General features: G+C 74.3%; 17 protein-coding genes. 5 read left to right on the top strand and 12 right to left on the bottom strand.

Annotated elements, in window-relative coordinates:
• Nucleotides 1–121 precede the first annotated feature (121 nt).
• The 6 genes from Psi01_RS26475 to Psi01_RS26450 form a co-directional block, all read right to left on the bottom strand.
• On the bottom strand, nt 122–829 hold the full coding sequence (locus tag Psi01_RS26475) for an ABC transporter ATP-binding protein (protein WP_275424600.1): 708 nt from the start codon (nt 827–829) through the stop codon (nt 122–124).
• Nucleotides 822–1,589: an ABC transporter ATP-binding protein gene (locus Psi01_RS26470; RefSeq protein ID WP_204066813.1), complete on the bottom strand. Its 768-nt coding sequence runs from the start codon at nt 1,587–1,589 to the stop codon at nt 822–824. The genes Psi01_RS26475 and Psi01_RS26470 overlap by 8 nt, the downstream gene beginning before the upstream one ends.
• The gene (locus Psi01_RS26465; protein WP_239128033.1) at nt 1,586–2,503 is read right to left on the bottom strand and encodes a branched-chain amino acid ABC transporter permease; all 918 of its coding nucleotides are present in this window, start codon (nt 2,501–2,503) and stop codon (nt 1,586–1,588) included. Before Psi01_RS26465 ends, Psi01_RS26470 begins: the two co-directional genes overlap by 4 nt.
• Before the next feature lie 224 nt (nt 2,504–2,727).
• On the bottom strand, nt 2,728–3,621 hold the full coding sequence (locus Psi01_RS26460; protein ID WP_204066812.1) for a branched-chain amino acid ABC transporter permease: 894 nt from the start codon (nt 3,619–3,621) through the stop codon (nt 2,728–2,730).
• A gap of 76 nt (nt 3,622–3,697) precedes the next feature.
• Nucleotides 3,698–4,861, bottom strand: a complete 1,164-nt coding sequence (locus Psi01_RS26455; RefSeq protein ID WP_204066811.1) for a branched-chain amino acid ABC transporter substrate-binding protein — start codon at nt 4,859–4,861, stop codon at nt 3,698–3,700.
• A 193-nt stretch (nt 4,862–5,054) separates the two neighbouring features.
• A complete protein-coding gene (locus Psi01_RS26450) occupies nt 5,055–6,191 on the bottom strand; it encodes an epoxide hydrolase family protein (protein WP_204066810.1) in 1,137 nt (378 codons plus the stop codon).
• A 53-nt stretch (nt 6,192–6,244) separates the two neighbouring features.
• Between Psi01_RS26450 and Psi01_RS26445 the strand changes: the two genes are divergently transcribed.
• Nucleotides 6,245–7,303, top strand: coding sequence for a helix-turn-helix transcriptional regulator (locus tag Psi01_RS26445; RefSeq protein WP_204066809.1), 1,059 nt, complete (start codon nt 6,245–6,247; stop codon nt 7,301–7,303).
• Here Psi01_RS26445 and Psi01_RS26440 read toward each other — a convergent pair.
• The 6 genes from Psi01_RS26440 to Psi01_RS26415 all read right to left on the bottom strand — a co-directional run bounded on the left by Psi01_RS26440 (nt 7,221) and on the right by Psi01_RS26415 (nt 13,517).
• Nucleotides 7,221–8,222: a proline racemase family protein gene (locus Psi01_RS26440; protein ID WP_204066808.1), complete on the bottom strand. Its 1,002-nt coding sequence runs from the start codon at nt 8,220–8,222 to the stop codon at nt 7,221–7,223. The two genes, Psi01_RS26445 and Psi01_RS26440, sit on opposite strands and share 83 nt — an antisense overlap.
• Before the next feature lie 28 nt (nt 8,223–8,250).
• Nucleotides 8,251–9,144, bottom strand: a complete 894-nt coding sequence (locus tag Psi01_RS26435) for a dihydrodipicolinate synthase family protein (RefSeq protein WP_204066807.1) — start codon at nt 9,142–9,144, stop codon at nt 8,251–8,253.
• Nucleotides 9,141–10,556, bottom strand: a complete 1,416-nt coding sequence (locus Psi01_RS26430) for an FAD/NAD(P)-dependent oxidoreductase (RefSeq protein WP_204066806.1) — start codon at nt 10,554–10,556, stop codon at nt 9,141–9,143. Before Psi01_RS26430 ends, Psi01_RS26435 begins: the two co-directional genes overlap by 4 nt.
• Complete coding sequence (locus tag Psi01_RS26425) at nt 10,546–10,941, bottom strand: (2Fe-2S)-binding protein (RefSeq protein WP_204066805.1); 396 nt, start codon at nt 10,939–10,941, stop codon at nt 10,546–10,548. Before Psi01_RS26425 ends, Psi01_RS26430 begins: the two co-directional genes overlap by 11 nt.
• A gap of 64 nt (nt 10,942–11,005) precedes the next feature.
• A complete protein-coding gene (locus Psi01_RS26420) occupies nt 11,006–12,181 on the bottom strand; it encodes an NAD(P)/FAD-dependent oxidoreductase (protein WP_204066804.1) in 1,176 nt (391 codons plus the stop codon).
• A gap of 67 nt (nt 12,182–12,248) precedes the next feature.
• Complete coding sequence (locus Psi01_RS26415; RefSeq protein WP_204066803.1) at nt 12,249–13,517, bottom strand: MFS transporter; 1,269 nt, start codon at nt 13,515–13,517, stop codon at nt 12,249–12,251.
• A gap of 466 nt (nt 13,518–13,983) precedes the next feature.
• Here Psi01_RS26415 and Psi01_RS26410 point away from each other — a divergent pair, with 466 nt between their 5' ends.
• Genes Psi01_RS26410 through Psi01_RS26395 form a run of 4 tightly spaced genes read left to right on the top strand, consistent with a single transcriptional unit; the run spans nt 13,984 to nt 19,323 of the window.
• Complete coding sequence (locus Psi01_RS26410) at nt 13,984–14,931, top strand: TOMM precursor leader peptide-binding protein (RefSeq protein ID WP_204066802.1); 948 nt, start codon at nt 13,984–13,986, stop codon at nt 14,929–14,931.
• Complete coding sequence (locus Psi01_RS44175) at nt 14,928–16,544, top strand: CocE/NonD family hydrolase (protein ID WP_204066801.1); 1,617 nt, start codon at nt 14,928–14,930, stop codon at nt 16,542–16,544. The genes Psi01_RS26410 and Psi01_RS44175 overlap by 4 nt, the downstream gene beginning before the upstream one ends.
• On the top strand, nt 16,541–17,971 hold the full coding sequence (locus tag Psi01_RS26400; protein WP_204066800.1) for a YcaO-like family protein: 1,431 nt from the start codon (nt 16,541–16,543) through the stop codon (nt 17,969–17,971). Before Psi01_RS44175 ends, Psi01_RS26400 begins: the two co-directional genes overlap by 4 nt.
• On the top strand, nt 17,968–19,323 hold the full coding sequence (locus Psi01_RS26395) for a YcaO-like family protein (protein WP_204066799.1): 1,356 nt from the start codon (nt 17,968–17,970) through the stop codon (nt 19,321–19,323). The genes Psi01_RS26400 and Psi01_RS26395 overlap by 4 nt, the downstream gene beginning before the upstream one ends.
• Nucleotides 19,324–19,341 lie beyond the last annotated feature (18 nt).

The raw sequence follows: 19,341 nt of genomic DNA, 5'->3' as shown, positions 1-19,341 counted from the left end.
GGCCGGTGTCCTTCCGGCCGGTGTCCTTCCGGCCGGTGTCCTTCCGGCCGGTGTCCTTCCGGCCGGTGTCCTTCCGGCCGGTGTCCTTCCGGCCCCGGCCGGCCGACGCCTTCCGGCCCGCTCAGACCCCGCCCAGATAGGCCTGCACGACCCGGGGGTCCTCGCGCAGACCGGCGGCCGGGCCCTCCAGCACGCACTCGCCGTTCTCGATCACGTATCCGCGGTCCGCGATCCGCAGGGCCGCGGCCGCGTTCTGCTCGACCAGCAGCACCGAGGTGCCCCCGGCGTTGATGTCGGCCACCAGCTCCATGACCGAGGCGACCACCAGCGGCGCCAGGCCCATGGACGGCTCGTCCAGCAGCAGCAGCCGCGGCCCGGTGACCAGCGCCCGGCCGACGGCCAGCATCTGCTGCTCGCCGCCGGACAGGGTGCCGCCCTGCTGGCCGCGCCGCTGGGCCAGGTGGGGCAGCAGCTCGTAGACGCGCTCGATCCGGCGGCGGATCTCGGCGGAGTCGCGCACCAGGTAACCGCCGAGCTGCAGGTTCTCGTGGACGGTGAGGGTGCTGAAGACCCTGCGCCCCTCGGGGACGTGCACCAGCCCGCGCGCGGTGATCCGGTGCGGGTGCTCCCGGGTGATGTCGGCGCCCTCGAACAGGATCGCGCCGCCGCTGGGCCGTACGAGACCGGAGACCGCCGAGAGCGTGGTGGTCTTGCCCGCGCCGTTGTTGCCCAGCAGGGCGACGATCTCCCCCTGCGCGACGCCGAGGGACAGGCCGCGCAGCGCGTGGACGCCGCCGTAGTGCACATCCAGCCCGCGGATCTCAAGCATGCGGCTCACCTCCCAGGTAGGCCTCGATGACGGCGGGGTCGCGCCGGACGTCCTCGGGGCGGCCGTCGGCGATCTCCCTGCCGAAGTTGAGCACCACCACCCGCTCGGAGACCTCCATGACCAGCCCCATGTCGTGCTCGATGAGCACGATGGCGACGCCGAGGTTCTGGATGCGCCGGATGAGGCTCAGCAGCTCGGCCTTCTCCCCGTGGTTGAGCCCGGCGGCCGGCTCGTCCAGCAGGAGCAGGGAGGGGTGCCTGGCCAGCGCCCTGGCGATCTCGGTGCGGCGCTGCTCGCCGTACGACAGCGCCCGGGCGGGGCCGTACCGGTCGCCGCGCAGGCCGACGAAGTCCAGCCAGTGGTGGGCCTGTTCGGTGCACTCGCGCTCGGAGCGGCGGTAGCGGGGGGTGTGCAGCAGCGCGTCGAACACGCTCTGCCGCAGCCACAGGTGGGTGCCGGCGCGCACGTTGTCCAGGACCGACAGCTCGCCGAACAGGCGCAGGTTCTGGAAGGTCCGCGCCACGCCCAGGCCCGCGACCGCGGATGGCCGCAGCCCCCGCAGGTCCTTGCCGCGCAGCGCGATCCGTCCCGAGGAGGGCCGGTAGAACCCGGTGACGCAGTTGAAGGCCGAGGTCTTCCCCGCGCCGTTGGGGCCGATGACCGAGACGATCTCCCCCTCCCCCACCGAGAAGCTCAGCCCGTCGATGGCCAGCAGCCCGCCGAAGGACAGGCGCAGGTCCGCCACGTCCAGCAGGGTCATTTGAGGGCCTCCTTGGAACGGGCGGGCCACAGCCCCTGCGGGCGCAGGAGCATGACGACGATGAGCAGGACCCCGAAGAGGAAGAAGCGGTGGTCGGCGAGGTCACGCAGGATCTCCGGCAGGATGCTGATCACGATCGCGCCGATGACGACGCCCGGCATCGATCCCATGCCGCCCAGGACCACGGCCATCAGCACCAGCGCCGACTGCAGGAAGGTGAAGCTGGCCGGAGAGATCGCCGACAGGTGCGCGCCGAACAGCACCCCGGCCAGGCCGCCCCAGATCGCCCCGGCGATGTAGGCGGCGAGCTTGACCCGGTAGGTGTGCACGCCCATCGCCTCGGCGGCGTCCTCGTCCTCGCGGACGAACCGCCAGGCCCGGCCCAGGCGGGAGCGGCCCAGCCGGGCGGCGCCGGCCACGGCCACCGCGACGACCGCCACGGTCAGGTAGTAGAACGCCACCGGGCCGTCGACGAGGTGCGGGATGCCGTAGACGCCCGACGGGCCGCCGGTCACCTCCAGGTTGTTGGCGGTGATGCGGATGATCTCCCCGAAACCGAGGGTCACGACGGCCAGATAGTCGCTGCGCAGCCGCAGGGTCGGCGCGCCGATGACGATCCCGGCGATCACGGTGGCCACCAGGACCGCGGGCACGGTGGCCAGCAGCGGCAGATCGAAGCGAGTGGCCAGCACGCCGCTGGTGTAGGCGCCGACCGCGAAGAAGGCGGCGTATCCCAGGTCGAGCAGGCCGCAGTAGCCGACCACGATGTTCAGCCCGGCGGCGAGCATCACGAAGATCGCCGCGCTGGTCATGACCGACAGCGCGTACGGCGTGGCGTTCACGAAGGGCGCAAGGATCGCGACGAGCAGTCCCGCCAGCCCCGCCCACCGGTTCTGCAGCAGCCGTGAGGCCACCGTCGGCGGCTTGGTGGTGCCCCGCAGGCGGGTCTTCGGCCCGGTCGCACGGCTCCCGCCCGGCGGCCGGGCTTCCGCGGATCCGGGGGCCGAGCCGGTCTCCGCAGGAGAACCCGAACCGGGAGAAGGAACGGACTCCTGAGGCGCGCCGGTCTCCGGAGGCGCGTCGGAGCCGGAGAGCGCGGAGTCCGGGCCCGGGGCCGCCGGGTCCTGTCCGGGGCCCTTCACACCCGCTCCGTGACGCGCTCGCCGAGCAGGCCCGTCGGCCGCACGGTCAGGAACAGGATCAGCACCCCGAAGGCGAACACGTCGCGCCACTCGCCGCCCAGCCAGAACGTCCCGAACGACTCCAGCAGCCCCAGCAGCAGCCCGCCGAGCATGGTGCCGGGGATGTTGCCGATCCCGCCGATGACCGCCGCGGTGAACGCCTTGAGCCCGATCAGGAAGCCCATCAGAAAGTCGATCTTCCCGTAGTAGGCCCCGGCCATCACCCCGGCGGCCCCGGCCAGCGCCGAGCCCAGGAAGAAGGTCCGGGAGATGACCGCGTTGACGTCGATCCCCATGAGCGCGCTGGTGCGCGGGTCCAGCGCGATGGCCCGCATGGCCCGGCCCTCGCGGGTCCGGGTGACCAGCAGGTTCAGCCCGGCCATCAGCACCACGGCCACCGCGACCAGCGTGAGCTGCTGCACGGTCAGCCGGGCCCCGAACACCTCCAGGGTGGTGCCGCCGAGCCGTACCGGGTAGACCCGCGGGTCGGCCCCGGCCACCACGCGCATGCCGTACTCCAGCGCGAACGACGCCCCGACCGCGGTGATCAGCAGGGACAGGCGGGGGGCGCCGCGCAGCGGCCGGTAGGCGACCCGCTCCAGCACCACCCCGGCCAGGCCGGTGATGACCATGGTCGCCAGGAGTACGGCGAGCAGCACCGGCAGCGCCGCGGAGGACGACACCCCGCCGGCCGCGCCGAGGATGGCGAAGCCGGTGAAGGCGCCGAGCATGTACAGGTCGCCGTGGGCGAAGTTGAGCAGCTTGATGATCCCGTAGACCATGCTGTAGCCCAGCGCCACCAGGGCGTAGAACGAACCGACGAACAGGCCGTTCCAGACGAGCTGCGTCATCCGGCCTCCCGCGCGGCCCGGGCCGCGGCCGGGGGCCCGGCCGGTGCACCGGCCGGGCCGTGGTTCCCGCGCCCGGTCACGCGAGGGGGTCCTGCAGAGTGAACGCGCCGTCCTTGACCACGAGGATCTGGAAGCCGCCGTTGGCCAGGGTGTGCTCGGGGGTGAACTTCAGCGGCCCGGAGAACATCGGGAAGCCGTCGACGGCCTCCAGCGCGGCGATGACCTTGGCGCCGTCGGTGCCGCCCGCCTTGGTGATGGCCTCGGCGGCCAGCCGTACGGCGTCGTAGGACTGGTTGGAGTAGGGGCCGGGGTCGGCGTTGTACTTCTGCTTGTAGGCCGCGATCCAGTTCTCGGCGCCCTGGAGCGTCTCCGGGGTCTGGGTCATGGTGGCGTAGACGCCCTCGGCCGCCTCGTCCCCGGCGATCTCGGCCAGCTTCGGCGACACGGCGCCGTCGGCGACCATGATCGAGCCCTTGTACCCGGCCTGGCGCAGCTGGCGGGCGATCAGGCCGCCCTCCTGGAAGTAGCCGGTCCAGTAGACGAAGTCCGGCTTCTTGGCCAGCACGTTGGTGATGTTGGCGCTGTAGTCGCTCTCCTTGGGCGTGACCGCCTCGACGATCACGGCCTTGTCGCCGAGCAGGTCCTGGGAGCGAACGGCGATGTCCTTGGAGTAGCTGGTGTTGTCGTGCATCAGCGCGACGCTCTTGGCGCCCTGCTTGTCGACCCACTTCTGGGCGGCCGCGGCCTGCTGGGAGCCGGTGCCGTTGATCAGGAAGACGTGCTTGAGCTTCTGGTCGACCAGCTCCTGGGAGTTCGCGGCCGGGATGATCATCGGGATGTTCGCCCTGCCGAAGATCGGCAGGGTGGGCAGCGTCGCGCCGGAGCAGTATCCGCCCACCGAGATGTGCACGCCCTCGGTGACGAGCTTGTTGGCCGCCGCCGAGGCCGACTGCGGGTCACAGGCGTCGTCGGCGGTCTTCAGCTCCAGCTTGCGGCCGAGCACTCCGCCCTTGGCGTTGATCTCGTCGATCGCGAGCTGCGCCGCGTTGCTCATATAGGGGCCGATGGCGGCCTCGCTGCCCGACTGGGGGATCAGCATGCCCAGGACGATCGGGCCCTGCGCCGGTGCGCTGCTCTGGTCTCCCGTACCGCCGTCGCCGAGCAGGCCCTGGCTGCATCCGGCCAGGACGAGCACGGCGAGGGTGAGTGACGCGAGGGATTTCAGGGGGGTGGCACGCATGGGGCGGCTCCTCACATTTAGTGATATGTGATATTGCATGCCGGTCGAGCGTGCTCGTCAAGGCCCGGAGCGCGACATCGACGTTCACAGATTGTTTGTCGACGCAGGACCGAAATCCGTCAAGGGCCCGAAATCCCACAGGAGCCCGGGAAGCGGCTCCGGTCCGCCGGAGCCGCCGCCGAGGTCGCCGAGGTCAGGGCCGTGAGCGCAGGCCCCTGAAGAACGCCTGCACGTCCGCCACCAGCAGGTCCGGCTCCTCCATGGCCGCGAAGTGACCGCCGCGGTCGAACTCGCTCCAGTGCACGATCGTGTTGGTCTTCTCCGCCCACGCCCTGATGGGCGGGGCGACCTCGGCGGGGAACAGCGCCAGGCCGGTCGGGACGGTGAGCATCTCCGGCATGCCCCACGCCTGCGCGAACTCGTAGTAGAGCTGGGCGGAGGAGCCGGCGGTGCCGGTCAGCCAGTAGAGCATGACGTTGGTCAGCAACCGGTCGCGGTCCACCGCCTCCTCGGGGACGTCCTTGGCGTCGGTCCAGTCCTTGAACTTCTCCACGATCCACGCCAGCTGGCCCACCGGCGAGTCGTTGAGGGCGTAGGCGAGGGTCTGCGGGCGGGTCGCCTGGATGTACATGTAGCCGGACAGCTCGTCCTCGAACCGCTTGAGCCCGCCCAGCCGCCGCTGCTCCTCCTCGGTGAGCGCGGCCATCTCCTCCGGGTCACCGGAGGGGAAGGTGAGCAGGTAGTTCAGGTGCACGCCGATCACGCGCTCGGGACAGAGCAGGCCGACCTCGCGGGAGATGCCCGACCCCCAGTCGCCGCCCTGGGCGCCGAAGCGCTCGTAGCCCAGGCGGCTCATCAGCTCCGCCCACGCCGCGGCGATGCGCTTGAGTTCCCACCCGGTCTCCCGGGTCGGGCCGGAGAAGCCGAAGCCCGGGATGGACGGGATCACCAGGTGGAAGGCGTCGGCGGGGTCCTCCGGCCGGGTCAGCGGCTCGATGACGTCGAGGAACTCCACCACGGACCCCGGCCAGCCGTGGGTGAGCAGCAACGGCGTCGCGTCGGGGTGCGGCGAGCGCACGTGCAGGAAGTGCACGGTGGCTCCGTCGATCTCGGTGGTGTACTGCGGGAACTCGTTCAGCCTCGCCTCGTGGACGCGCCAGTCGTAGCCGTCGGCCCAGTAGGCCGCCAGTTCCCGCAGATAGTCCAGGGGCACGCCACGGCTCCATCCGGTGCCGGGGATCTCGCTGGGCCAGCGGGTGCGGGCCAGCCGGTCGCGCAGGTCGTCGAGGTCGGCCTGGGGGACGTCGATGCGGAACTCCGTGATCTCCATACCTTGACGGTAGAAGCGATAAAGGACAACTACCGCCCTTAATATGAGGATTCATGTTGGGGACATCCGCCCGGTTGCTGCGCCTGCTGTCCCTGCTGCAGGCCCGGCGTGACTGGACAGGCGCCGGCCTGGCCGAACGCCTGGAGATCGACGTGCGCACCCTGCGCCGCGACATCGAACGGCTGCGCGACCTCGGCTATCCCGTGCACGCGGCCCGGGGCGTGGCCGGCGGCTACCGGCTGGGCGCCGGGGCGGCGCTGCCGCCGCTGCTGCTGGACGACGAGGAGGCCGTGGCGGTGGCGGTGGGGCTGCGCACGGCCGCCGACGGCACGGTGGCCGGGATCGAGGAGAGCTCGCTCCGGGCGCTGGTCAAGCTGGAGCAGGTGCTGCCCTCGCGGCTGCGGCACCGGGTGAACGCGCTGCAGGAGGCGACGATCGGGCTGGGCGGCGGCAGCCCGCTCGTCGACCACACGACGCTGACGGCCATCGCCTCCGCCTGCCGCGACCACCGGCAGCTGGGGTTCGGCTACCGCAGTCACGACGGTACGGCCACCGCCAGGATCGTCGAGCCCCTCAAACTGGCCCACATGGCCCGCCGCTGGTACCTGCTGGCCTGGGACACCGGCCGTCAGGACTGGCGGACCTTCCGCGTCGACCGGATGGACGCGCCGAGCCCGCGCGCCCGCTTCACCCCGCGCCAGCCTCCCGCCGCCGACCTGGCCGCCTACCTCTCCCGGCGGATCACCACGCAGATCTACGGCTGGCGGGCCAGGATCACCCTGCACGCCTCCGTGGAGCAGGCGCGCACCCGGGTGCTGCCCACCGCGGGCACGCTCTCCCCGATCGACGGGCGCACCTGCCTGCTGGAGATCGGCGCCGACTCCCTGGACGGCCTGGCCTACCTGGTCGGCATGCTCGGTTTCGAGTTCGAGATCCACGAGCCGGAGGAGCTGCGCGCGCACGTGACCTCGCTCGCGACGCGCCTGCTCCGGGGGGCGGCCCCGCCGGACGGGGCCGCGGGAGACGGGGTCACAGGAGGAAGCCCTCGGGGAAGGGATCCTGGGGGTCCAGGAAGTACTGGGCCGTACCCGTCACCCACGCCCGGCCGGTGATCGCCGGGATGACCGCGGGCCGCCCGGCGACGGTGGTCTCCTCGGTCAGCCGGCCGACGAACCGGGTGCCGATGAACGACTCGTTGACGAAGTCGCAGCCCACCTCCAGCTCGCCCCGGGCGTGCAGCTGCGCCATCCGCGCGCTGGTGCCGGTCCCGCACGGGGAGCGGTCGAACCAGCCGGGGTGGATGGCCATCGCGTGACGCGAGTGCCGGGCGTCGGACCCGGGGGCGGCCAGATAGACGTGGTGGCAGCCCCGTACCCGCTCGTCGAGAGGGTGCACCGGCTCGCCGGCCTCGTTGATCGCCTCCATGATCGCCAGTCCCGCGTCGAGGAGCCGCTGGCCGTGCGCGCGGTCGAACGGCAGGCCGAGATCCTCCAGCCGCACGATCGCGTAGAAGTTCCCGCCGTAGGCCAGGTCGTGGACGACCTCCCCCAGGCCCGGCACCTTGACCACCCGGTCCAGGCCGACGCTGAAGGACGGCACGTTGGTGATGGTCACCCCGGCGGCGGCGCCGTCCTCGACCCGCACCTCGGCCACCACCAGCCCCGCGGGCGTGTCCAGCCGGATGACGGTGAGCGGCTCGGTCACCTCGACCATCCCGGTCTCCACCAGCACGGTCGCGACGCCGATCGTGCCGTGCCCGCACATCGGCAGGCAGCCGGACACCTCGATGTAGAGCACGCCGTAGTCGGCGTCGGGCCGGGTCGGCGGCTGCAGGATGGCCCCGCTCATCGCGGAGTGCCCGCGCGGCTCGTACATGAGCAGGGTGCGGATGTGATCCATGTGCGCCAGGAAGTGCTCCCGCCGCTCGGCCATGGTGGCCCCGGGGATCACCCCCACTCCCCCGGTGATCACCCGGGTCGGCATGCCCTCGGTGTGCGAGTCCACCGCGTGGAAAACCCGCTCGGTCCTCATCGTCCCTCACTCTCCAGAACAGGATCCGCTATCGCAGGCCCGAGGCGAGGACCTTCTCGGTGGCGGCGCGGACCACTTCCTCGTCCTGCGGCGCCAGGGGCAGCCGCGGCGGGCGGCAGGGGCCGCCGCGGTGCCCGGCCATGTCCATGGAGAGCTTGATGGCCTGCACGAACGCGGTCTTGGAGTCCCAGCGCAGCAGCGGGTGCAGCGTCCGGTAGAGCGGGACCGCGGTCGCCAGGTCCCCGGCGACGGCGGCCCGGTACAGCGTCACGCAGGCCTCGGGCAGGGCGTTGGGATAGCCCGCCACCCACCCGACGGCCCCGGCCACGGCCAGCTCCAGCAGCACGTCGTCGGCCCCGGCCAGCAGGTCCAGTCCCGGGGCGAGCTCGGCGAGCTCGTAGGCCCGCCGCACGTCGCCGCTGAACTCCTTGACGGCCACGATCAGGCCCTCGGCGTGCAGCCGCGCCAGCAGGGCGGGGGTGAGGTCGACCTTGGTGTCGAAGGGGTTGTTGTAGGCGACCACCGGCAGGCCCGCGCGCGCCACCTGTCGGTAGTGCTCGATCACGGCCCGCTCGTCGGCCCGGTAGGCGTTCGGCGGGAGCAGCATCACCGCCCCGCACCCGGCCTCCCCTGCCTGCTCGGCCCAGCGGCGGGCCTCCAGGGCGCCGTAGGCGGCGATCCCCGGCATCACCCGGTCCCCGCCGACCGCGGCCACCGCGGTCCGCACGACCTCGGCCCGTTCCTCGGGCGTCAGCGTCTGGTACTCCCCCAGGGAGCCGTTGGGCACCACTCCGTCGCAGCCGTGGGCGACCAGCCACCGGCAGTGACGGGCGTAGGCGGCGTGGTCGATCGACAGGTCGTCGTCGAGGGGCAGCGCGGTGGCCACCATCACTCCGTGCCAGGGTTTCGTACGGGTCGTCATCGTGATCGTCCTTCCGGGGAGGCGGGACCGTCGTCCGGGGAGGCGGGGTCGTCGGCGGGCCGGGGCCACGCGGCCAGGTCGCCGAGCCGGACGGGCTCGGCGATCGCGCGCCGGGTCACCGGCAGGGCGTCCCGGGTCAGGCACGCCACGGTGTAGCCGCACATGCGGCCCTGGCACCAGCCCATCCCGGCGCGGGTCAGGAGCTTGACGGAGCGCGCGTCGGCGGCGCCCAGTTCCAGGGCCTCGCGTACGGCCGACAGCGGCACCTCCTCGCAGCGGCAGACCAGGGTGTCCTCACGCAGCCAGCCCTGCCAGCCGGGCCGTACGGGATAGGCCTGCCGCAGCGCCCGCGCGAAGGCGGCCATGCGGTCACGCCGGCGCGACAGGACCGGGTCGGGCGGGACGCGGCGCCCCAGGTCGGCGGCCGCCGCCCGGCCCGCGATGCGCCCCTCCACCTCGGCCAGCAGGGCGCCGCCGACCCCGGTGGTCTCCCCCGCGGCGTAGACGCCGGGCACGCCGGTGCGCATGCCCGCGTCCACGACGACCGCGGGGTCGCCGTGGTCGTCCCGTACGGCGCAGCCGAGTTGCACGAGCAGGTCGATCCGGGGGATGAAGCCGTAGCCGCAGGCGAGGGTGTCGCACTCGACCGTCCGCGTCGAGACCGGGCGCCAGTCCCGGTCCAGGCGGGCGATCGTGACGTGGGTCAGCCGGTCGTCGCCGTGCGCCTCGACCACCGCCCGGCGCCCGCGGTAGGGCACCCGGTGCCGGGCCAGGCGGAGGCCGTAACCGAGCGCCTCGGCGGCCCTGCCCGCGGCGAGGAAGGGATGCGCGGCCAGGCCGAGGCGGCCGCCGGCCTCGTACGCGCCGAGCACGTGCGCGCCCGCGGCGGCCAGCCCGGCGGCGACCGGGAGCAGGAAGGGCCCGGTGCCGGCGACCACGACCCTGCTCCCCGCGACGACCAGATCACCCTTGAGCAGCGCCTGCGCGCCCCCGGCGGTGATCACTCCGGGCAGGTCCCAGCCGGGGAAGGGCAGCGGCCGGTCGTAGGCGCCGGTGGCCACCAGTACCCCGCGCGCGGTGATCGTGCGGGGCCGTTCCTCCCGGTCCCCCTCCGCGCACCGTACGGCCAGCGCGCTCCCCTCGCGCTCGACCGACCAGACGCGGTGCCCGGTCAGCACGTCCGCCCGGGCGGCGAGCCGGTCGCACTGCCGGGCGAACCGGTCGAGACCGTGGTGGAGCGCTCCCGGCCGCCCGGCGCGGAACCCGTCCGCAGGGCGGCGGAAGTACTGGCCGCCGAGGCGCGCGGCGGAGTCGAGCAGGACCACGCCGAGCCCGGCCAGCGACGCGGTCAGCGCCCCCGCCACCCCGGCGGGCCCGCCGCCGACCACCGCGAGGTCGTAGTCAGGAGTCACCGCGTCCCCCTCCCGCACCGCGATCGCGCCCCGGACCCGCCGGTCCTGCGGCTTCCCTCTCGGTGGAGGCGTGATCCGCGGCCGGCCGCCCGTCCGGGTGCGGGCGGCCGGTGGTCACCCGGTCGCCGGGCCGGGCCTCGATCTGGCACGCGCGCAGGGACGGGACGCCGTTGACCGTGACCAGGCAGTCGAAGCAGACGCCGATGCCGCAGAACAGCCCGCGCGGGCGGCCGCCGGAGCGGGTGGTCCGCCAGGAGCGGATGCCCGCGGCGTGCAGGACGGCGCCGAGGCTCTGCCCGGGGACCACCGGTACGGCCTCGCCGTCCACGTCGATCTCGAAGCCGGGCTCCGGGTCCGCCCGGACCAGCCGGCGGGCGGGGTTCACGGGCGCCCCCGACCGGCCGCCGCCCGGTACGGTACCGGCGTCCTGGCTCGATCTCGCCTCGGTGTCACGGGGTCTCCTCTCCGAAGCGGTCGGGGCGGAAGGGGGTCAGCTCGAGGTCGGGACGCGTGCCGGTCAGCGCCTGGGCGATGAGGTGGCCCGTGGCCGGGGCCAGGCCGATGCCCGCGCCCTCGTGGCCGCAGGCGTGGTAGAGGCCGGGGGCCCGGGGATCCTCGCCGATCACCGGGAGGTGGTCGGGGCAGTAGGGCCGGAACCCGCAGTAGGCCCGGATCGCCTTGTAACCGGCCAGGACGGGGAAGAGCGCCACGGCCTGGGCGGCGAGCCTGCCCAGCACGGACGCCGGGACGGCCCGGTCGAAGCCGACGCGCTCGCGGCTGGCGCCGATGAGCACCGGCCCGGCCGGGGTGCCCTCCACGACGGCGGAGCTCTCCAGGCCCTCGGAGTCGCTCGCCACCGCGGTGACGTAGGCGGCGGTGTAGACCTTGTGCCGGATCAGCGGCCGTTCGAGCGGCTCGGTGACCAGGATGGCGCCGCGCCTGGGCAGCACCGGCACGCGCACCCCGGCCAGCGCCGCGACCTCGCCGCCCCACGTCCCGGCGGCGTTGACGACGGCCCCGGCGAGGATGTCCCCCTGGTCGGTCCTGACCCCGGTCACCCGGTCGCCGTCACGGACGAACCCGGTGACCGTGACGCCGGTGCGCAGCATCAGCGCGCCGCGGCCGAAGCTCTCGCCGCCCCGCCGGATCAGCCTGGCCGCGGCGAGCATGGGCTGGACCTGCGCGTCCTGCGGGTAGAACACGCCCCCGGCGAGGCCCTCGGCCAGGTGCGGTTCGTAGTCGCGCAACCGGCCGGGCTCGACCACGGCGTGCTCGACGCCCTGTTTGACGGCCAGGTCGGCGAGCGCCTCCATCACCGGCGGCGTCTCGGCGACCACCAGCCCGCCCTTGGCCTCGAACTCGAACCCGCCGCCCGCCGGGCCGGGACCGGGCCCGTCCGGGCCGGAGTCCGCCAGTTCGCGCCAGAGACGGTTGGACAGCAGCGCGAGGTCGAGTTCGGGACCGGGCTCCTTGTCGGAGACCAGGACGTTGCCCTCTCCCGCGCCGGTCGTGCCGCCCGCCACCGGACCCCTGTCCAGGACCACCACGTCCAGGCCCGCCCGCGCCGCGTAGTAGGCGCACGCCGCCCCGACGATCCCCGCGCCGACGACCACGACATCCGGCATGGCTCACCCCGCTCCCGCGACCTGGCCCGCCTGTAAAATGTCACATATTCCGCGGCGGATCAATGGCCTATGAGCGGTCTGCGACCCGTGGACCGAGCGACTCGCCGTCCGCGCCTCCGGCGACGTCACGACGCCGGTGCACGGCGAGCCAGACACCGCCGGCGACCGCCATCGGCAGGCCGAGGAGGGCGAAGACCGCGCTCGCGTCCAGCCGGTCGAGGAGGGCTCCTGCGGCGGCGGCCGAGACGCCGAGGCTGAGAGTGGCCGTGGCGCTCCACAGGGAGGTGACCCGGCCGCGGACCTCGTTCGGTGCGGCGGTCAGCAGGACGGTCATGGCCGCGGGGCCGTACACCACCTCGGCGGCCGCGATCAGCCCCCACAGCGCCAGCGCGGGCAGCACGCTCGACGGCAGGCCGAGCAGCATGGTGAGGACGCCCTCGGCCAGACAGGACAGGCCGATGACCAGATGGCGTCCGGACGGCCCCAGCGCGCGGATCCGGGAGGCCGCGACCACCAGGACCACGCTCCCCACGACGCCCTGGACGCCGTAGAACCAGCCGGCCCCGCCCTGCCCGAGGTCGTGCACGCGCAGGGCGAGATAGGTCATCGCGGTGATCGTGCCGCCCAGCCCCAGGCAGAAGACCGCCTCCAGCAGGAGCAGGGCCGCGATGGCACGGGTGCGCGCGGCCACCGCGGCCCCCTCGCGCAGAGAGCGCCACCAGCCGTGCGAGGCGACACCCGCGAACCGGTCGCCCGAGCGGACCGACGCGGTGAGCCACGCCGACAGCAGGAAGGAGGCGGCGTTGACGGCGAACGCCCAGCGCCAGCCCACCACCGTGACGACGAGGCCTCCGGCGACCCCGCCCAGCGCCTGGAACGCCAGGCCGTTGACCTGCACGGCCGCCGAGTACAGGGGGTACTCCTCGGGCCGGGCCAGGCTGGGCATCCACGCGTTGCGGGCGGCCTGGAAGACGAACCCGGCCGCGGCGGAGGCGAAGGTCAGCGGATAGACGAGCCACAGCCGCCCCGGGTCGTCGGCGAGCAGGAAAGCGAGGGCGAGGGCCGCCATGAGCACGTCGGTCACCAGCATCACCGCGCGCCGGTCGGCCCGGTCGGCCAGCACCCCGCCCCAGACCCCGGCCATCACGCCGGGCAGATAGCGCACGGCCAGCGTGAGCCCGGCGGCGAGCCCGGCGCCGCTGTGCGCGTAGACCATCGCGAACACCGCGACCGCGGAGAACCACCCGCCGCACGCGCTGACCAGGTTCCCCAGCCACAGCATGCGCAGGTCGCGGTTGCGGACGAGCAGCTCGCGCAGCGTGCGAGCAGGTTCCACCGGACACCCCCGAGAGACGACTGGGAATGATTTTCATCTCCGGAGCCGGGCAGATCAAGAGTTGACAATGATTTTCGTTTTCACTACTACTTCTGGAGGCGCCCTGCGGCGCCGCCGGTCGGACCGACCGAGATCCCGGCCCGGATGCCCGGAGGGAGGTGATCAGGCATGACCGTCAAGAAGTTGAAGGCGAAGGCGCGCAACGCGTCCGTCCACTCGTCCAACCACGCCACGGTGGCGCTGGCCAAGGTGGCCTGGCGCTAACCGCACGAAGAGCGGCCCCGGGCGCGGGAGCGGGATGACCGCGCCCGCGCCCGGGCGCCGCCGGATCTTCCACAGAGGCCGCCGAGGCCGCCGAGGCCGCCGCGGATTCCGAGACGGACTCCGAGCTTTCGGAGACGTCGAGGATTCAGGGGTGTCCGGGCCTCCGCGGATTTCGAGGATTTCGAGGAAAGGAACGCTCGCGATGACTTCCGGCCTGGACCGGCCCGCGCGCTGGGCGGCCGGGACCACCTTCGTGCCCACCGGGGACGGCTGGCTGGTCCACGGCCCCGACGAGGACTTCCTGGTCCTGAGCGTGCCCCCGGAGGACCGGGCCGCCGTGGCGGACCTGTTCTCCGGCCGCCTCGGCGTACGGGCGGCACTCGAACGCCTCCCGGAGGCGGCCGACCTGGTCGCCGAACTCACCGTTCCCCTCCCGGAGCCCGGCCCCACGGCCCCGGCGTCCACGGAGGAACTCCCGGCAGACGCTCCCGCGGCGACGTCTCCTATCGCCAGGCCCGTGACGGCGCCTTCCGCCTCCAGCCCCGCAGCGGCATTCTCCGTCACCGGGCCTGCGGCGACGTCGTCCGGAGCGGCCGAGGTCCTCCTCCTGGGCGACGGTCCGCTGCTGGCGCCGCTGGCGCGATGCCTGCGGCAGGAGGGCCTGGCCGTACGGCACGCAGCGGCCGGGCAGGATCCCGGACCGGGGACCGCGGTCCTGGTCGCGTGCGCCGAGCACCTGCCCGACACCGCCTGGCGGGGACTCGACGCCCGCTGCCGCGACCGGGGGATCGCCTGGCACCGCGGCCACAGCGAGGGCCGTCGCTGGTATGTCGGCCCCTTCACTCCCCCGGCCGACGGCGCCGGTTACGAGGATCTGCGGCTGCGCCGTCTGGCCGCCTGCCCGTGGCCGGACGAACTGGCCGCCTACTGGGCCTTCCTCGACGCCGGAGGACGTCCGGCCACCCCCGCCGACCCCGCCGGGGCCGAGGTCGCCGCCGCCCTCATCGCCGCCGACCTGCGCGCCTGGGCCGACGGCGCCCGGCCTCCCGGGACCCGCCGCCAGACCGGGATCGACCTGGCGGCCGGGGAGATACGTCACCACCCCGTACTGCCGGTGCCGGGCGGCCTGATGCGGGAGATCCCCAGGTGAGCGAACGAAGTGAGCGAGCGAAAAGACACGGCGGCATCGCGAGCGCAGCCGACGGGCACAGCGGCGTCGCCGACGCGGCCGGCGGAGGAGGCTACGCCGGCGAGATCCGCACCGGGCTGACGGTGACGGCGGCCGACGGCACGGTACTGGTGGCCGACCTGGTCCTGCCGGACCGGCTGCCCGCCCCGGCCGTGGTGGTCCGCACGCCGTACGGCGCCGCGGGCGGTCTGCCCGAGGCCCGCAGCCTGGCCGAGGCCGGGTTCGCCTGCCTGCTGCAGGATCTGCGGGGCCGTCACCTGTCGGGAGGCGTCTTCGTCCCCGGCGCCGACGAGACCGGCGACGGGCACGCGACGCTCGACTGGACGGCGGCCCAGCCGTGGTGCGACGGCGACGTCTTCCTGTACGGCCTCGCCTACGAGGCCTACGCCGCCTGGTGCGCCGCCGCCCACCCGGCCGTCCGGGGGATCGTCAGCCGCCAGCCCTGGCCGCCCGCCGGTCCCCCGGCCCTCGACGACGAACTGTGGTGGCGCACCGACCTGGGCGCCGGGCGGGCGACCAGACCCGGCCTCTACGAGGCGACACTGGCCCACCGGCCGGAACTGGCCGCCCTGATCCCCGCTGCCGCCGTCACCGGGACGTGGCCGGTGGACGTCGGCCCCTGGCCGGTCACGCCGGACACGTACGGGCCCGCGGCCCGGCGCATGACGGGGGCCGCCCAGGTGACCCGCGTACCCAGCCTGCACCTGGGCAGCTGGTACTGCCGCTCGGCACGGACCACCCTGCGCCAGGCCATGGCGTCCCCGTACGCCGAGGCCGTCGTCGGCGGCTGGGCCAGCGCCCTCACCCACCGGCTCCAGCCCGAATGCGCCCTCCCCGAGCCTCCCGGACCGCACCCCTTCGCCCTGGCCCTGGAGTGGCTGGACGCCGTACGGCGGGACGGCCACCCGCTGGACGGAGTGCGGCGCGGCGGCTGCCTGCTCCTCGGCACCGGGCGCTGGACGGATGCCGACCCGGTCCCGCCCCACCGGCCGGCATGGACGACCCCGCCGCTCGGAGAAGAGGGGATGCGGCCCGGGGAAGGCGGGATGCGGCTGCGTCATGACCCCGCCGACCCCTACCCGTCGGCCCCGCACTCCGCCGACCTGGCGCCGCTCGCCGACCGCGAGGACGTGGTCCGGCTGGGCGTCGACGGCCCGCTGTGCTGGCACGGCACGGCCCGCCTCACCGCCGCGGTCACCGTCAGCACCGAAGCCACGGCCCGCACCCACACCGGCACCCGTACCGAGGCCGCCACCACTCACCCCGGCTCCGGCATCCGCCCCGGGGTCACCACCGGCGCCGGCGTCGAACTGGTGGTCACCCTCGTCCACGAGCGCCCCGACGGCGCGGCCACCCGGGTCGCCGACGGCACGGCGTCCATCGGGCCCGGCGCCTCCCGGTGCGAGATCCGCCTGGCCCCGGTCGCGATGGAGTTGCCGCCCGGACACCGGCTCCACGTGGAGCTGACCGCCGGGCGTCCTCCGCGATACCCGGCGCCGCCGCAGCGGGCGGAGATCCTCCTGCACGACGTTGCGCTGCACCTGCCCCGTCCCCGGAAGGGAGCCTTCGCATGACCGACGCCTTCGGCACGGACCCGACCGGCGGACAACCGGACCCGGACTCGGCGGGGAGCGATCCCCTGGCGGTCCTGGTCGACGACCGTACCGGCCTGATCCGCAGGCTGGAGCCTCTGGAACCCGATCCCTGGTGGCCCGAGGGGCTCACGATCCACACGGCCGAGGTCGGCTCGCCGTACCGGCTGCTGCCCTGGCCTGCCGACCGGGTCGCTACCGGCACCGCGTTCGGCGATCCGGGCCGGGCCGCGATGAGCGCGCTCGGCGAGGCGGTGGAGCGTTACTGCGGCAACTTCGTCCCCGCCGGTCTGCCCCGTTCCTCCTATCGGAGGCTGCGCGAGCCCGCCCTCGACCCGGCCCGGCTCGTCCTCTACTCCGATGAGCAGTACGCCGAGCCCGGTTTCCCCTTCGTGCCGTTCACCTCCGGCCTGGAGGTGCTGTGGACCCCGGGCACGGACCTGATGGACGGCGCGCCCGCCTGGCTGCCCGCATCCCTGGTCTACGTCAACTACCTCACCGGACCTCGCGAGGACGAGCCGCCGACCAACTACGCGATGCTCGCCGGCATCGCCGCCGGGCCCTCCGCGAGGGCGGCCCGCACGGCCGCGCTGGAGGAGGTCATCGAGCGCGACGCCACGGTCGTCTGGTGGGCCGGTGCGCTGCCCGCCCGACCCGTCACCGGGGCCGGTCATCCCGCGGCGCCCTTGATACCGGAGGAGGCCGACCCCGGCTGGTACCGCCCCGCCGGCGCGACCGGGCACTGCCGCTACCGGGTCGTGGCGATCCCCACCGTCTTCGAGGTCGCGGTCCTCGGCGTCCTGCTCGACGACCCCGAGACCGGCATCGCCGCTCTCGGCGTCGCCGCCCGCCCCGACCCGGCCGAGGCCGTACGCAAGGCTCTGGCCGAGGCCGTCACGCTGCGCCGTTACGCGCTGGGCCTGCTCGACCCCGCCGGGGAGATCTGGGCCGCCGCCGCGGACGGCGTCATCGACGCGCGTGTATTCAAGCCCCACCGCGCCGACCGCCGCTACGCCGACGACTACCGGAGCGACTTCCGCGACGTCGTCGACCTGGGCTGTCACAGCCAGCTCTGGCTCGACCCGCGGATGCGCGAGCACCTGACCCCGATCACCGCCTGCGCCGACCCGGTCGCCCTCGCCGACCTGCCGCGCGTGGACGGCGATCCCCTGGAGGGCTATCTCAAGCGGGTCGCGGCCCAGGGGCTGGGCGCCTACGCGGCCGATCTGACCACGCCCGACGTCGCCTCCGCGGGGTTGTCGGTCGCCCGGGTGATCGTTCCCGGCGCCTACTCCAACGCGCCCGCGGCCTTCCCGTTCCTCGGCGGGACCCGCCTGCGCGAGGACCCCGTACGGCTCGGCCTGCGAGCAGCCGAGCGGATCAACCTCGTCCCCCTGCCACACACATGATCCCCGTCGACTCCCGCTCCGGTCTCGTCACCGACGTGCGCGCCGCGACCCTGCGCGCATGTCTGCACGTCGCCTTCGCCGACCTCGCCGCCACCGCCGGGTACGGCCTGCCGCTCGGCAACCCCACGGTCTCCGGCGCCTGCTGGCACGACCCCGCCAGGGCCCGCCTGCGGGCGCTCGGCGAGGCGGCCGAACGCTACTGCGGTCACCTCGTGCCCGCCGACCGGCTGGTGGAGGCCACCTGGCACGATCTGGCCCCGGACGCCGTCGACCCGCAGGCCCTGGCGCTGTACTCGGCCGGGCAGACCGCCCGCGACGGCTTCCCCTTCACCGGGCTGGGACGCGCCGACCGCACCCACTGGGTACGCGGCACCCGCCACGACGGCACACCGGTCTGGGTCCCGGCCGCACTGGTCTGGCTGACGCCCTTCCACGCGTCCCCGGCGACGGGGGCCGCTGCGGAGGGATCCCGGAGGTCCGGTTCCGTACGGTCCCGGCCCGTCGTCCTGCCGGTGTCGGCCGGGATCGCCGCCGGTCCCGATCTCGCCTCCGCGCGCGTCGCGGCGCTGGCGGAGGTCGTGGAGAGGCACGCCCTGGCCACGGCCTGGGCCTCGGGACGCGCCTTCCCGGAGCTGACGGGCGTGCGGTTGCCCCGGGTGCCGGGGGTACGGCTGCGCGCGCGGGCCGTACCGAACTTCCTGGACGCCCCGGTGGTGCTGTGCGTCGCGGAGGAGATCGGCGGCGAGGACGCGGGCGAGGGTCCTGACACGGCGGAACCCGGCCGGGTGCCCGCTCCCGGCGTCCGCGGGATGGCGGGGGTCGGCTGTGCGTTCGTCCCCGGTGCCGCCGATCCGCCGACCGCTGCGGCGTGGAAGGCCGCGGCCGAGGCGCTCCAGTCCCTGGACACCACCGCCCAGCTCGCCGTGGGCGATCTGTCGGAGTGGGAACACCCCCACGGCCCGCTCGCGCCCCACCGGCCCGACCGCGCCTTCGCCTCCGCCTACCGGCCGGACTTCTCCGACGTCACCGATGTCACCTGTCACCTGCAGCTCCTGGCCGATCCCTCCTTCTCCGCCCGGGTCCTGGCCCGCCTGGCCCGCGGCGAACCCGCCGGGACCGCCGGGTTCATCGGGGCGGGCCCCCTCGACCCCGACGCGGCGCTGGCCGCCCGCGGCCTGGTCCCCGTCACGGTCGACCTGACCACCCCCGACATCGCCGCCTGCGGTCTGGCCGTGGTCCGGGTCGTCGTGCCAGGGCTGCGGGCCACGGCCCCGGCCGCCTTCCCCTTCCTGGGCGACGGCGCCGACCCCCTACCGGCCCGGCCCGAACGCCTGCCGGTGCCCCACGCCTGACCTCGTACGGCGCACCCG

Source organism: Paraplanobispora siamensis, from assembly GCF_016863175.1.
GTDB lineage: Bacteria > Actinomycetota > Actinomycetes > Streptosporangiales > Streptosporangiaceae > Planobispora > Planobispora siamensis.
This window is presented reverse-complemented; position numbering and strand designations above follow the sequence as displayed.

What these genes read in the sequence shown, in the direction of transcription:
- Psi01_RS26400 (WP_204066800.1), top strand. Translation starts at nt 16,541, where the DNA reads ATGACCGACGCCTTCGGCACGGACCCGACCGGCGGACAACCGGACCCG.
- Psi01_RS26435 (WP_204066807.1), bottom strand. Translation starts at nt 9,144, where the DNA reads ATGACGACCCGTACGAAACCCTGGCACGGAGTGATGGTGGCCACCGCG.
- Psi01_RS26445 (WP_204066809.1), top strand. Translation starts at nt 6,245, where the DNA reads ATGTTGGGGACATCCGCCCGGTTGCTGCGCCTGCTGTCCCTGCTGCAG.
- Psi01_RS26460 (WP_204066812.1), bottom strand. Translation starts at nt 3,621, where the DNA reads ATGACGCAGCTCGTCTGGAACGGCCTGTTCGTCGGTTCGTTCTACGCC.
- Psi01_RS26455 (WP_204066811.1), bottom strand. Translation starts at nt 4,861, where the DNA reads ATGCGTGCCACCCCCCTGAAATCCCTCGCGTCACTCACCCTCGCCGTG.
- Psi01_RS26470 (WP_204066813.1), bottom strand. Translation starts at nt 1,589, where the DNA reads ATGACCCTGCTGGACGTGGCGGACCTGCGCCTGTCCTTCGGCGGGCTG.
- Psi01_RS26475 (WP_275424600.1), bottom strand. Translation starts at nt 829, where the DNA reads ATGCTTGAGATCCGCGGGCTGGATGTGCACTACGGCGGCGTCCACGCG.
- Psi01_RS26440 (WP_204066808.1), bottom strand. Translation starts at nt 8,222, where the DNA reads ATGAGGACCGAGCGGGTTTTCCACGCGGTGGACTCGCACACCGAGGGC.
- Psi01_RS26410 (WP_204066802.1), top strand. Translation starts at nt 13,984, where the DNA reads ATGACTTCCGGCCTGGACCGGCCCGCGCGCTGGGCGGCCGGGACCACC.
- Psi01_RS26450 (WP_204066810.1), bottom strand. Translation starts at nt 6,191, where the DNA reads ATGGAGATCACGGAGTTCCGCATCGACGTCCCCCAGGCCGACCTCGAC.
- Psi01_RS26420 (WP_204066804.1), bottom strand. Translation starts at nt 12,181, where the DNA reads ATGCCGGATGTCGTGGTCGTCGGCGCGGGGATCGTCGGGGCGGCGTGC.
- Psi01_RS26395 (WP_204066799.1), top strand. Translation starts at nt 17,968, where the DNA reads ATGATCCCCGTCGACTCCCGCTCCGGTCTCGTCACCGACGTGCGCGCC.